Origin of the sequence: Sphaerimonospora cavernae (assembly GCF_042435035.1) — a bacterium.
Taxonomy (GTDB): Bacteria; Actinomycetota; Actinomycetes; order Streptosporangiales; family Streptosporangiaceae; genus Sphaerimonospora; species Sphaerimonospora cavernae.
In genome coordinates, this window is the sequence record NZ_JBHMQT010000003.1 from 403,037 (window position 1) to 415,223 (window position 12,187).

A 12,187-nucleotide genomic window follows, 5' to 3' on the forward strand; every position below is an offset into this window, starting at 1 on the left:
CGTACGCTTACCGATGCCATGGTGATATTTCGTGCTCTCGGGCCTCTTGAGGTAATCGTCGAGGGCGAGACCATCGACCTGGGCGGGCTGCGGCAACAAGCCGTGCTCGCCCGGTTGCTCGTGGCCGGGGGACGTGCCGTACCGATCGGCATACTGATCGACGAGCTGTGGCCGGGTGAGCCCCCGGTCCAGGCACTGTCGACCATCCAAGGCTACGTCTCGCGTCTGCGGCGGGTACTGGAACCGCACCGGGCGCCACGGCAGGAGGCCGGCGTCCTGGTGTCGGCGCCACCCGGGTACGCGCTGCGCGCCCGCCCGGAGGACGTCGACTGCTGGTGGTTCGGGCACCTGGTGAAAGTCGATCACGGCGGCGATCCGGCCGAGACACTCGATCGGATGGAGAGCGCGCTCGCTCTGTGGCGTGGCCCGGCGCTCGCCGCGTTCCAGGACCTGCCGTGGGCGCAGGCGGAGGCGCACCGGCTCGACGAGCTCCGCCTGCTCGCGGTGGAACGGCGTGCTGATGCCGCCGTACGGCTCGGCCGTACCGGCCCGCTCATTCCCGACCTGGAGGCCCACGCCTCGGCACACCCACTCCGCGAGGAGGCCTGGCGGCTGCTCGCGCTCGCGCTCTACCGGGCAGGGCGGCGCGGGGACGCGCTGGGCGCGCTGCACCGGGCGAGAGAGGTGCTGCGCGAGGAGCTGGGCCTGGATCCCGGGCCCGCGCTCCAGCGACTCCAGCAGGACATCCTCGCCCAGGCCCCGCACCTCGGCTGCGCCCTCCCGGCCCCCGCCACGTCCTCCGCGCCCGCGCCCGCGCCCGCGCCGGAACCGGCCCCGGACCTGGAGACGCATGCGCCGCTGCGCGTGCTGATCGCCGACGACCAGGGGCTGGTCAGGATCGGGCTGAAAGTGATCCTCGCGAGCGAACCCGGCCTCGAACTCGCGGGCGAGGCCGAGAACGGCGAGCAGGCGATCGCGCTGACCATGGCGACCCGGCCTGACGTGGTGCTCATGGACATCCAGATGCCACGCCTGGACGGCCTGGCCGCGGCCCGCCGGATCCTCACCTCCGGCGCGCCGACCAAAGTGATCATGATGACCACGTTCGGCACCGACGAGAACCTCTACGCGGCGCTGCGGGCCGGGGTGAGCGGCTTCATGCTGAAGACGTCGCCGCCCGAGCAGCTCATCGCCGCGATCCGGGCCGCCGTCGCCGGTGACGCGCTGCTGGACCCCGCCGTCACCACACACCTCATCGCCGCCTTCGCCGGGCGCAGCGACCGCGGCGTGCCCCAGGGCCTGTCGGACTCCGACGTCGACCTGATCAAGCTGATCGCCCGGGGCTTCACCAACCGGCGGATCGCGATGACACTGGGCGTGCCGGAGCGGGAGATAGCCCACGAGATCACGGGCCTGCTGCGGCGGCTGGAGTTGGTCGACCGGGCGCAACTCGTGGTGCTCGCCTACGAGAACGGCCTGATCAGCCCAGGCTCGGCCGGGACCTGAGCGACATCTCGATCCGACTTATCGTCGCTTTGACGACAATAATTCGCACGATTTAGGGTGGACCCGTGGCTCAACTTCGCATCGCGCTCGCCCAGACCAATCCCGTCGTCGGCGACTTCACCGGCAACGCGGACAAGCTAGTCGAGTGGACCCGCCGGGCCGCGGATCGCGACGCCCACCTGGTCGTCTTCCCCGAGCTGTTCCTGACCGGCTATCCGGCCGAGGACCTGGTGCTGCGCTCGTCGTTCGTCGAGGCGTCGCGGTCCGCGCTGACGGCGGTCGCGGCCCGGCTGGCGGCCGAGGGGCTCGGCGGGCTGCCGGTGGTCGTCGGCTACCTCGACAGAACCGACGGCGACAGAACCGACGGCGACCGGACCGATGGCGCAGGAAAGCCGCTCAACGCGGCCGCCGTTCTGCACGGGGGCGAGGCGGTGATGACATCGGCCAAGCACCACCTGCCGAACTACGGTGTGTTCGACGAGCACCGCTACTTCGCGCGCGGCAACCGGTTACCGATCTTCAGGCTGCACGGGGTCGACGTGGCCATCGCGATCTGCGAGGACCTGTGGCAGGAGGGCGGCCCGGTCTCGGTCGTCGCCGAGGTCGGCGCGGGGCTGCTCGTGGTGCCGAACGGCTCGCCGTACGAGACGGACAAGGACGACGTGCGGCTGGAGCTGTGCGCGCGGCGGGCCAGGGAGGCGGGCTGCGCGCTCGCCTACGTGAACATGGTCGGCGGCCAGGACGAGCTGATCTTCGACGGCGACTCGCTGATCGTGGACGCGCGCGGCGAGCTGGTCGCCCGCGCCCGGCGATTCGAGGAGGAGCTGCTGGTCACCGATCTCGAGTTGCCCGAGCTGACCGATCTGCCCGAGGAGGCCGCCGACCCGGGGGACGGTAGCGAGATCACCGTCGAGCGGCTGGTGCTGTCGGCCGCGCCGGTCGAACCGTACCGCCCCGAGCCGCCGGTGATCGCCGATCGCATGGACGACCTGGCCGAGATCTACCAGGCGCTGGTTCTCGGTGTGCGCGACTACGTCGCCAAGAACGGCTTCCGCTCGGTCATCCTCGGGCTGTCCGGCGGCATCGACTCCGCGCTGGTCGCGACGATCGCGGCCGACGCGATCGGGCCCTCGCGGATCCATGTGGTGCTGATGCCGTCGCGATACTCCTCCGACCACTCGCTCGCCGATGCCGAGGAACTCGTGCGCCGCCAGGGACTGAAGGCGCGCGTCATTCCGATCGCCGACATCGTCACGGCCTTCGAGAAGGAGATCGACCTCAGCGGCCTGGCCGCCGAGAACCTTCAGGCCCGGGTGCGCGGGATGCTGCTGATGAGCCTGTCCAACGAGCACGGCCACCTGGTGCTGACGACCGGCAACAAGAGCGAGCTGGCCGTCGGATACTCCACGCTGTACGGCGACTCGGCCGGCGGCTACGCGCCGATCAAGGATGTGCTCAAGAGCCTGGTCTGGAAGCTGGCGCAGTGGCGCAACGCCCAGCCCGGCGGCCCGCCGATCCCGGAGAACTCCATCACCAAGGAGCCGAGCGCCGAGCTACGGCCCGATCAGCGCGACACCGACTCGCTCCCGGCGTACGACGTGCTCGACCCGCTGCTGCGCGACTACGTGGAGCGGGACATGGGCCGCGACGAGCTGGTCGCGGCCGGCCACGACCCCGAGCTGGTGGCGCGCATCCTCCGGCTGGTGGACCTGGCCGAGTACAAGCGCCGCCAGTACCCGCCGGGCCCCAAGATCACCTCGAAGAACTTCGGCCGGGACCGCCGCCTGCCCATCACCAACCGCTGGCGCGAAAGCCGGTGAGGGCTTCGTCCACTATGCGTTCGGCCACGTCCTCGGACGGCTCGACGCCGGATCTGTGCCACTTCGTGTACCACATCATGGCCCCGGAGAGGATGGCCATCGCCATCTCCTCGTCGAGGTCCGCGCGCAGCTCGCCGGTCTCCATCCCCCGGCGGAGGACGCCGCGCAGGGCGGCCCTGCGCGGCTCGAGGGCGATCTCCCGGAAGCGCTCCGCCAGACGGGGGTGCCGTTCGGAGTCGCTCATTGCGATGTTCATGATGCAGCGGGTGCGCTGGTGGCTCGACTCCTCGCGAAGCACTCGGAGATAGGTCACCAGATCGTCCCGGACCGACGTGCCAGACAGTGGCGGGATCGGCGGCTTGAGCGTCGCCAGCGCGTCGACGACCAGGTCCTCCTTGTTGGACCAGCGCCGGTAGATGGTGGTCTTCCCGACGCCGGCGCGGGCCGCGATCGCTTCGATGGACAGCTCCGCCACGCCGATGCCCTCGCCGAGCAGGTCGAGGGTGGCGTCGACGATCGCCTTCTCCGCCTTCTCGCTGCGCGGGCGGCCCGCCGGGCGGGCCGTGCCTTCAGCCGTCTGCCGCATGTTCATCGCCCGTTCACACTACCGCCGCCTCTCTCTCGGGTTCGGCCTTCACCACCGGCGGCACGGCCTGAGCCGTACGGCCCGGCATCCAGCGGGCGACCACGAACGTGCCGATCAGAGCGACCGCGGCGGAGCCGAGGGCGGCCCAGTGCACGCCTTCGACGAACGCGTCGTTCGCCGCGTCCATCAGGCTCGCACCGTGTGGGCCGAGGCGGCCGGCCACGCCCGCGGCCCCCGAGATCGACTCGGTCACGAGGTGGCGGAACTGCTCGGGAACGGCACCCGCCCCGGCCTCCATCTCACCCCGGTAGACCGCGGACAGGATCGCGCCCAGGACGGCGATGCCGAGCGTGCCGCCGACCTGCCGGACGACGTTGCTCATCGAGGACCCCACGCCGGCCTTCTCCCTGGGCAGGGCGTTCATGATGGCGGTGGTCGCCGGGGGCATGAGGTTGGCCATCGCGGCGCCCTGGACGAACCCGAGGACCAGCAGGATCCAGACCGGGGTGTCCACCTCGACCAGCGCGTACGCCGCGAGGCACAGGGTGATCACCACCATGGCGGCCGTGCCCAGCGCCTTCGCGCCGTACCTGTCCACCATCCGCGCACTGGCCGGCGAGAAGATCAGCTGGGCGATCGCGAACGGCAGCACCAGCCCCCCGGACTCCAGCGGGGAGAATCCGCGCACGATCTGCCAGTAGAAGGCCAGGAAGAACATCACGCCCATCGCCGAGAAGAACACCAGGCCGACGCTGGAGATGGCGGTCGTGAAGGCCGGGTTGCGGAAGTGGCGCACGTCGAAGGCCGGGTGATCGATCCGGCTCTCGTACCAGACGAAGGCGGCGAGGATCGCCAGGCCCGCCAGCGACGGTACGACGACGGAGACATCGGCGACCGTGCCGAGATCGCTGATCCGCACGATGCCGTAGACGAGACTGACCAGACCGACGATGGACAGCAGCACGCCGACCGGGTCGAGGCCGGCCTTGTCCGGGTCCCTGGAGTCCGGCACCAGCGCGGTGATCAGCCCCAGGGCGACCAGCACGATCGGGACGTTGACCAGGAAGACCGAGCCCCACCAGAAGTGCTCCAGCAGAAGGCCGCCGGTGATCGGGCCGATCGCGATCGCGATGCCGACGCCGCCCGCCCAGATGCCGATGGCCTTGCCCCGCTCATGGAACGGGAAGACGTTCGAGATGATCGCCAGGGTGGCGGGCATGATGGCCGCGCCGCCGAGTCCCATCAGCGCCCGCGCGCCGATGAGCTGCATCGGATCCTGGGCGTAGGCGCTGACCAGCGACGCGAGACCGAACAGCGCCATGCCGGTCATGAGCATCCTCTTACGCCCGTACCTGTCCCCCAGCACCCCGAAGGTGAACAGGAGACCGGCGAACACGAGCGTGTAGGAGTTCATCGCCCACTCCAGCTCGCTCTGGGTGGCCCCCAGGCCGTGGACCGGGTCCGCGATCGTCTTGATCGCCACGTTGAGGATCGTGTTGTCCAGCACTACGGCCAGCAGGCTGAACACCATCACGCCGAGGATCTGCCAGCGGCGCGGGTGCCCGGAATGCGGTTCCATGTAATCCCCGTTACTTCGCTACACGATTTCGATACGAATGAGTTTCGCAACGGGAGCGTAGCGCAACCACTATTCGATACGCAACGGGACCGTTTCATAATTGGACCGCATAATGTGGGTCGGCCGGTGACGTGGCCCGCACGCGCTGGAACGGCACGGCCACCAGGACCAGCAGCACGCCGACGGCTCCCGCCACCCCGAGCGCCCAGGCCGGGCCGTACGCGTCGAGGATTCCGCCGACGACCGGGCCGGCGCACGCCCCGCCGACGGTCAGGAACATGCCGTGCAGGCCCATGGCCTCCCCCCGCGCGGCCGCCGGGACCCGCCGGTTCACCGCGTCCACCGTCGCGGACATCGCGGGAGCGCACAGCACCCCGGCCGGCAGCAGCGCCGCGAACAGCCACCACCACGGGCCGCCGACCAGCCCGACGGGCGCGGTCAGCGCGCACATCGCGCCCATCATCACCAGCGGCGGCAGGCCTCGCGGCAGCCCGCCGTACACGAAACCGCCCACCAGCGAGTAGCCGCACCACACTCCGAGCACCAGGCCCGTCCAGGCGGTCGCGTCGTCGGCCTTCAGCATCGCGACCACGGACAGCTCGGTCGCGGTGAGCACGAACGTCAGCGCGGACACCGCGCCGAGCAGCGTGACCAGGCCCGGCCGCAGCCACTGCCGCCTCGGCACCGCCGCCTTCCCGGCGGCGGCCTCCTCCGGCGAGCGGGTGGGCGGGTTCAGCAGGTACAGCCCCACCCCCGAGCCGACCAGGCCGGCCGCCACCCCGTACATCGTCGCGGTGCTGGAGAACGCGGTCACGCACGCGACGGCGAGGGCGGGGCCCACCATGAACGCCACCTCGACGGCCATCGAGTCGAGGGCGAACCCGGTCTGGTGACGCTCGGGTGGCACCATCGCGGCCAGGCACTGCCTGATCGCGCTGAAGACGGGCTGGGTGAACACTCCGGCCACCAGTGCGCCCGCCACCAGCGCGGGAAACGGAAGGGCCGGGGCGGTACACCAGAAGCACAGCTGGACGAACGTGGTGACGGCCACCACCGGTCGCAGGCCGCGCCGGTCGACGAACCGGCCGGCGAGCGGCGCACCCGCCGCGGCCCCGAGCATGCTCATCGCACCGACCATGCCCGCCTGGAAGAACCCCAGCCGCTGGGTGTTGAGCACGTGCAGCGTGAGGGTCATGCCCGTGCCGGTCAGCGGAATCCTGGCGACCAGGCCGACCAGCAGCAGTGTGCGCACGCCCGGCAGTGCCAGCACCCGCCGGTAAGGTTCAATTGCCATGTTGGTTACTTACCTCCGCAGGGTATTGTGCCGTGCGGACCAGCCACATCCGTCACACCGGGGGGTGTTCTATCCATAGCCGACATGCAATGATCTGACTGTCCGGGGACGCCACAGGGGCGCCACGAGGCCTGGAGGTAACCATGTCCTCTGAATCCGCAGTTTCCGCTGTTCCAGCCGTTTCCAGCCCGCCCGCCGCCCTCTACGGCGGTGCGTCGAAGCGCAGGGTCACGGTCCGCGACATCGCGGCGGCCAAGGAACGGCACGAGAAGTGGCCGATGGTCACCGCGTACGACGCGATGACCGCCGGAGTGTTCGACGAGGCGGGCATCCCGGTGATGCTCGTCGGTGACTCGGCGGCGATGGTCGTCTACGGTTACGACTCGACGCTGCCCGTCACCGTCGACGACCTGATCCCGCTCACCGCCGCGGTGGTCCGCGGCTCGTCACGCGCCATGGTCGTCGCCGACCTGCCGTTCGGCTCCTATCAGGCCTCCCCTCAGCAGGCCCTGGAGACGGCCGCACGCTTCATGAAGGAGGCCGGGGCGCACGCCGTCAAGCTGGAGGGCGGCCACCGGGTGCTCCCCCAGGTGGAGTTGCTCGTCTCGGCCGGCATCCCGGTCATGGCCCACCTCGGCCTGACCCCCCAGTCGGTCAACGCGCTCGGCGGCTACCGTGTGCAGGGCCGCGGCCAGGCCGGCGACGAGCTCATGGCGGACGCCAAGGCGCTGGAGCACGCGGGCGCTTTCGCCGTCGTGCTGGAGTGCGTGCCGACCGACCTCGCCCAGCGGGTCACCGCCTCGCTGAGCATCCCCACGGTGGGCATCGGGGCGGGGCCGTACACCGACGCCCAGGTCCTCGTCTGGCAGGACCTCATGGGCCTCACCCCGCAACCGGCGAAGTTCGTCAAGAAGTACTTCGACCTCGCCGGCGAGATGGGCCGGGCGGTACGGGCGTACGCCGACGAGGTCGTCTCCGGCGTCTTCCCCACCCCCGACCACAGCTACCGCTGAGTCGTCACCGATCGGCCAGGGTGGCCGGGTCGGTGTTGGAACCACACACGATCACGGCCACCCTCTCGCCGTCGCCGGGCACGTACGCGGCGCGCTCACGCCGCGCCCTCGCCGAGAGCCTGTTCGAAGTCGGCCCACAGGTCCTCCGCGTGCTCGATGCCCACGGCGACCCGGACCGTTCCCTCACCGATCCCCGCGGCGGCCAGCTCGGCGGGGCCGAGCGACCGGTGCGACGTCGTCGCCGGGTGCATGACCAGCGTCTCCACGCCGCCGAGCGAGGGCGCCAGCAGCGCGAGCCGTACGGCACGCATGAAGGCCTCCCCCGCGGCGCGCCCGCCGGCCAGGTCGAACGAGAAGACCCCGCCGAAGTCGGGCAGCAGCTTGGCGGCCAGGCCGTACGACGGGTGGGACGGCAGGCCGGGCCAGTGGACGGCGGCCACGGCGGGATGCTCGGCGAGCCGCGTCGCCAGCACCCGCGTGTTGGCGCAGTGCCGCTCCATGCGCAACGGCAGCGTCTGAAGACCGCGCAGGACCAGCCACGCCGCGAACGGGTCGGCCGTCACGCCGAGCTTCACCGCGTATGACCAGACCTCGCGGTACAGCTCGGCCGAGGCGAAGACCGCGACGCCGGCCAGGACGTCGGAGTGGCCGGACAGGTACTTGGTGGCCGAGTGGACGACCACGTCGACCCCGTGCTCGATCGGGCGGCACAGGGCCGGCGAGGCGAAGGTGTTGTCCACGACCGTGACGAGCCCGGCCTCGCGCGCCGCGTCGCACATCCCCGGCAGGTCGGCGACCTGCGTCATCGGGTTGGCGATCGTCTCCAGGTAGAGCAGGCGGCTGGTGGGCCGTACGGCGGCGCGCACCGCCGCCGGGTCGTCCTCGGTCACGTAGGTGATCTCGACCCCGAAACGCGCCGCCAGGTCGGCCAGCATGGCGGCGGTGCCGCCGTACAGCGCCCGCTGCGCGATCATATGGTCGCCCGGCCTGAGCAGGCCGAGCAGCACCGAGTTGATCGCACCCATCCCCGAGCCGGTCCCGACGGCGGCCACACCGCCCTCCAGACCGGCGACGGCCTCCTCCATCGCCCGAACCGTGGGGTTGGAGTGCCTGCCGTAGACGAAAGCGCCGTCGGGGCGGCTCATCCCGTCCGCGAAGACCTCAGGGTTCGCCAAGGCGAATCCCGAGGTCTGGTAGATCGGCGTCGAGATCGGCCTGCCGCCGTTCAGATCGGGTCGGGGGAGATGGACCGCACGTGTTTCCGGATGAAGAGGGCTCATGCCGTCAAGGCTAGGACGTGATCCTCACACGTCGGTGATGCGGAGGCCGGCGTGGGCCTTGTAGCGCCGGTTGATCGAGATCAGGTTCGCGGTCAGCGCCTCCACCTGGTGGGCGTTGCGCAACCGCCCCCCGTACACGCCGCGGAACCCGGGAATGCGCGCGGCCAGCGCCCGCACGGTGTCGGTCGCCTCGCGGTCGTCGCCGAGCACGAGCACGTCCAGGTCGATCCGCTCGACGGCCGGGTCGAGCAGCAGCACCGCCGAGACGTGGTGGAAGGCCGCGACCACGCGGCTGCCGGTCAGCACGGCGGCCGCCTGCTGGGCCGCGCTGCCCTCCTCGACGGGCAGGGCGTAGGCCCCCCGCTTGTCGAAGCCGAGAGGGTTGACGCAGTCGACCACGATCTTGCCGTCGAGCTCGTCGCGAAGGGACTCCAGCAGGGCTCGGTGGCCGTCCCAGGGAACGGCGACGATCACGATGTCGGCCTCGGTCGCGACCACCGCGTTCTCCGCGCCCCTCACACTCAGACTCCGGGCCGCCTCCTCGGCCCGCTCCGCGCTGCGCGAGCCGATCAGAACGGGGTGACCGGCCAGCGCGAACCGGCGAGCCAGTCCCCTGCCCTGGTCACCGGTCCCGCCGAGGATGCCTATGGTCAGCCCGCTGACTTCAGGAAGATCGATGTTGTGCTCAGCCATAAGGCCAGATGATGCCAGCCCGCTAACAGTTGCCTACCACCGGGAGTCCCAGTACGCGGGAGGCCAGCCACCCGACGGCCAGCGGCGCGCCCTCGACCGCGCCCAGGACGTGGCTTCCGGCGGGCAGGCCGGCCCACAGCACCTTCGCGCCGCCCGCGCAGTACTCGTCACGCAGCGTCCGCCCCACGCCGTACGGAATGATCTCGTCGCCCTTGGCGTGGTAGAGGAACATCGGCACCCGGGGCATGGACGCGCCCAGACGGTTCTCCTGGAGTCGCGCCTGCCACTCCGGCAGGTGCATGACGTCGGTCGTCGTCAGTTCGGCGAGGCGCCGTCCGGCGAGCCGGTCGCGCAGGTCGGCGACGCAGGCGTTGCGCGCCTCGGCGAACAGCGCGGCTCCCTCGGGGGTGAGGTGGCTGTTCAGCGACAGTTCCGGGTAGGCGGCGTCGAGCCCGGCACCGGCCGCCGCGGCGAGCCCGAAGTCGGGGGTGCCGTCGAGGTGCTCGCCCACGGCCAGCAGGTCCGCCGGCACTCCGCCCGCCGCGACTCCTTTGAGCCGCAGCTCAGGGGCGTACGACGACTGGAGCTGGGCCGCCCACCCGGCCGAGGCGCCGCCCTGCGAGTAGCCCATGACCACGACCGGGGCATCCGCGGACAGACCCGCTCCGGGCACCCTCGCCGCCGCCCTGATGGAGTCGAGTACGGCATGGCCCTGGGAGACGCCCACCATGTAGGTGTGGTCGCCCGGCGTGCCGAGCCCCTCGTAGTCGGTCACGGCGACCGCCCAGCCCTTGAGCAGCATCAGGCTGATGATCGCGAGCTCGGCCTCGGTGCCGCGCGCCATGGCCGCCGAGGGGGCGCACCGGTCGCCCATGCCGTGGGTCCCCACGGCGTACCCGGCGATCGGCCGCTTGCCGAGCGAGTGGGCCGACCTGGGCACCAGCAGCGTGCCCGAGACGACGTTGGCGGCGCCGGTCGCGGAGGTGGACCGGTAGCGCAGATGCCAGGCCTTCACCGGCACCTCCAGCAGCTTCCCGGGCGCGAGATAGACGGTGGTGGGAACGGCCTCGACGACGTCTCCGGCCGAGGCCGCCTCGGCGGCGGCGCCGCCCACCTTGGGGCCGAGGAGGGCCGGCAGGAGTAGGAGTGCCCCGATCATGGGCATGATGGCGCGAACACGAAGATGCATGTGCCTGCCTTCCGGCAACTGGTTTGCTGTTCGACGACGCGCCGTTGGGCCGATCGTTACTTGCAGGTAACCCGTTGTCAAGAACCCAATCGGCGGGACCTCACCCCGTGTTGTCAGGCACCATTGCCGCATGGACGCCGCATCCGTGAGCCTGCTCCGCGATCTGCTCGCCGGCTCTGGCTGGGTGGAGCGCACCCGCGAACTGGGGCTGGCGCTACAGGCCACCCGGTCACCCGGCGGGCTGCTCGTCGTCGGCACACCCGACGAGGAGCCCTGGCATGTCGCCGCACACCTCGACGACGAGGCCGGGCTGTCCGGGCTCCCCCAGCTCGCCCCCACCCTCGTGCGCTGGGAGCCGCCGGTGAACGCGCCGCCCCACCTGCGCGTCGGACTGGACCGCTTGCGGGACGCCCGGCGCGGGGAGACTCTCTTCGTGGTCACTGAACAGCAGGCCCCGGTGCCGCTGCTGGAGCGGGTCGACGACGCGCGGCGCACCGGCGCGACGATCCTCGCCCTGGACGGCGGTGACCCGGATCTCGAGTCACTGGCCCACGACGCGATCGCCTTACCGCCTGACGGCGGCGGGCCGCTGAGCTTCGACGGCGCTCAGCATCTCGTCAGCATGGCGGCCGGGGAGACTCGGCGGCTCGGCCTACGGGAGCGGCTCGCCCGGTTCGCCGACCGGATCAGCGGGCCGCGAGTGAACGAGTGAGCGAGCGAGTGAGGGAGCGTGACAATGTCCACTCTCATCACGATCATCGGCATGATCGGGGCCGTGGTGCTCCTGTACGGCTACGCGATGGTGTCGGCGCGGAGACTGGCCGGGGACGGGCTGCCGTACCAGCTGCTCAACCTCGGCGGCGGGATCGCACTTATGATCAACAGTGCTTACCATTCGGCCTGGCCGTCCGCGATCCTCAACATGGTGTGGGGCGGGGTCGGGGTCGTGGCCATCGGCCGGGTCGCGGCCAGACGCGCGGCCGGGCACGCGGCGGGGAGGCGGCCCGGCCCGTGACCGGTCAGTCTCCTTCCCAGTCCCTGTCCTGCTCCGCCCAGGCCTTGTTGCGTTCCGCCGCCCGCCGCAGGGCATGGGCGGCGACGTCCTCCGACTCGTAGGGGCCGAGCCGGTCCTTGTTGGGGCATCCCTTCTCGGGTTCGACTCGCATGTGCTTCAGGCAGAACCACCATTGATCGCTCACGCCCTAATCGTGCCCCCTCGCGGCGGAA

The 12,187-nt window shown here is 71.1% G+C and carries 12 protein-coding genes; 5 read left to right on the top strand and 7 right to left on the bottom strand.

Translation table 11 applies throughout. From position 1 onward, the window contains the following. Nucleotides 1–18 precede the first annotated feature (18 nt). Nucleotides 19–1,506 (top strand): BTAD domain-containing putative transcriptional regulator, encoded by a 1,488-nt coding sequence (locus ACFHYQ_RS02365; RefSeq protein ID WP_394299366.1) that lies wholly within the window; start codon nt 19–21, stop codon nt 1,504–1,506. 65 nt (nt 1,507–1,571) lie between these two features. After that, nucleotides 1,572–3,326: an NAD+ synthase gene (locus ACFHYQ_RS02370; protein WP_394299367.1), complete on the top strand. Its 1,755-nt coding sequence runs from the start codon at nt 1,572–1,574 to the stop codon at nt 3,324–3,326. On the opposite strand, the gene ACFHYQ_RS02375 is transcribed toward ACFHYQ_RS02370, so the two are convergent. The 3 genes from ACFHYQ_RS02375 to ACFHYQ_RS02385 form a co-directional block, all read right to left on the bottom strand. Then, entirely contained in the window at nt 3,298–3,912 is a 615-nt protein-coding gene (locus ACFHYQ_RS02375) for a TetR/AcrR family transcriptional regulator (RefSeq protein ID WP_394299368.1), read from the bottom strand. The two genes, ACFHYQ_RS02370 and ACFHYQ_RS02375, sit on opposite strands and share 29 nt — an antisense overlap. A gap of 13 nt (nt 3,913–3,925) precedes the next feature. Continuing rightward, entirely contained in the window at nt 3,926–5,491 is a 1,566-nt protein-coding gene (locus tag ACFHYQ_RS02380; protein ID WP_394299369.1) for an MFS transporter, read from the bottom strand. Between the two features lie 94 nt (nt 5,492–5,585). Beyond that, on the bottom strand, nt 5,586–6,785 hold the full coding sequence (locus tag ACFHYQ_RS02385) for an MFS transporter (protein WP_394299370.1): 1,200 nt from the start codon (nt 6,783–6,785) through the stop codon (nt 5,586–5,588). A 143-nt stretch (nt 6,786–6,928) separates the two neighbouring features. Between ACFHYQ_RS02385 and panB the strand changes: the two genes are divergently transcribed. Then, the gene (gene panB, locus ACFHYQ_RS02390; RefSeq protein WP_394299371.1) at nt 6,929–7,798 is read left to right on the top strand and encodes a 3-methyl-2-oxobutanoate hydroxymethyltransferase; all 870 of its coding nucleotides are present in this window, start codon (nt 6,929–6,931) and stop codon (nt 7,796–7,798) included. A gap of 95 nt (nt 7,799–7,893) precedes the next feature. Here panB and ACFHYQ_RS02395 read toward each other — a convergent pair whose 3' ends face one another. Genes ACFHYQ_RS02395 through ACFHYQ_RS02405 form a run of 3 tightly spaced genes read right to left on the bottom strand, consistent with a single transcriptional unit; the run spans nt 7,894 to nt 10,960 of the window. Beyond that, complete coding sequence (locus ACFHYQ_RS02395; RefSeq protein ID WP_394299372.1) at nt 7,894–9,078, bottom strand: trans-sulfuration enzyme family protein; 1,185 nt, start codon at nt 9,076–9,078, stop codon at nt 7,894–7,896. Between the two features lie 24 nt (nt 9,079–9,102). Then, nucleotides 9,103–9,771, bottom strand: a complete 669-nt coding sequence (npdG, locus tag ACFHYQ_RS02400) for an NADPH-dependent F420 reductase (protein WP_394299373.1) — start codon at nt 9,769–9,771, stop codon at nt 9,103–9,105. Nucleotides 9,772–9,793: 22 nt separating this feature from the next. After that, nucleotides 9,794–10,960: a lipase family protein gene (locus ACFHYQ_RS02405; protein ID WP_394299374.1), complete on the bottom strand. Its 1,167-nt coding sequence runs from the start codon at nt 10,958–10,960 to the stop codon at nt 9,794–9,796. Between the two features lie 130 nt (nt 10,961–11,090). On the opposite strand from ACFHYQ_RS02405, the gene ACFHYQ_RS02410 reads away from it, so the two are divergent. Together ACFHYQ_RS02410 and ACFHYQ_RS02415 are read left to right on the top strand one after the other, a co-directional pair. After that, on the top strand, nt 11,091–11,672 hold the full coding sequence (locus tag ACFHYQ_RS02410) for a hypothetical protein (protein WP_204016607.1): 582 nt from the start codon (nt 11,091–11,093) through the stop codon (nt 11,670–11,672). Between the two features lie 24 nt (nt 11,673–11,696). Then, on the top strand, nt 11,697–11,975 hold the full coding sequence (locus tag ACFHYQ_RS02415; protein ID WP_394299375.1) for a CBU_0592 family membrane protein: 279 nt from the start codon (nt 11,697–11,699) through the stop codon (nt 11,973–11,975). A 4-nt stretch (nt 11,976–11,979) separates the two neighbouring features. On the opposite strand, the gene ACFHYQ_RS02420 is transcribed toward ACFHYQ_RS02415, so the two are convergent. Further along, nucleotides 11,980–12,159, bottom strand: coding sequence for a hypothetical protein (locus ACFHYQ_RS02420; protein ID WP_394299376.1), 180 nt, complete (start codon nt 12,157–12,159; stop codon nt 11,980–11,982). Nucleotides 12,160–12,187 lie beyond the last annotated feature (28 nt).

Coding starts and splice junctions, on each gene's coding strand:
- ACFHYQ_RS02380 (WP_394299369.1), bottom strand. CDS start 5,491: ATGGAACCGCATTCCGGGCACCCGCGCCGCTGGCAGATCCTCGGCGTG.
- ACFHYQ_RS02415 (WP_394299375.1), top strand. CDS start 11,697: ATGTCCACTCTCATCACGATCATCGGCATGATCGGGGCCGTGGTGCTC.
- ACFHYQ_RS02405 (WP_394299374.1), bottom strand. CDS start 10,960: ATGCATCTTCGTGTTCGCGCCATCATGCCCATGATCGGGGCACTCCTA.
- panB (WP_394299371.1), top strand. CDS start 6,929: ATGTCCTCTGAATCCGCAGTTTCCGCTGTTCCAGCCGTTTCCAGCCCG.
- ACFHYQ_RS02385 (WP_394299370.1), bottom strand. CDS start 6,785: ATGGCAATTGAACCTTACCGGCGGGTGCTGGCACTGCCGGGCGTGCGC.
- ACFHYQ_RS02375 (WP_394299368.1), bottom strand. CDS start 3,912: ATGCGGCAGACGGCTGAAGGCACGGCCCGCCCGGCGGGCCGCCCGCGC.
- npdG (WP_394299373.1), bottom strand. CDS start 9,771: ATGGCTGAGCACAACATCGATCTTCCTGAAGTCAGCGGGCTGACCATA.
- ACFHYQ_RS02410 (WP_204016607.1), top strand. CDS start 11,091: ATGGACGCCGCATCCGTGAGCCTGCTCCGCGATCTGCTCGCCGGCTCT.
- ACFHYQ_RS02365 (WP_394299366.1), top strand. CDS start 19: ATGGTGATATTTCGTGCTCTCGGGCCTCTTGAGGTAATCGTCGAGGGC.
- ACFHYQ_RS02395 (WP_394299372.1), bottom strand. CDS start 9,078: ATGAGCCCTCTTCATCCGGAAACACGTGCGGTCCATCTCCCCCGACCC.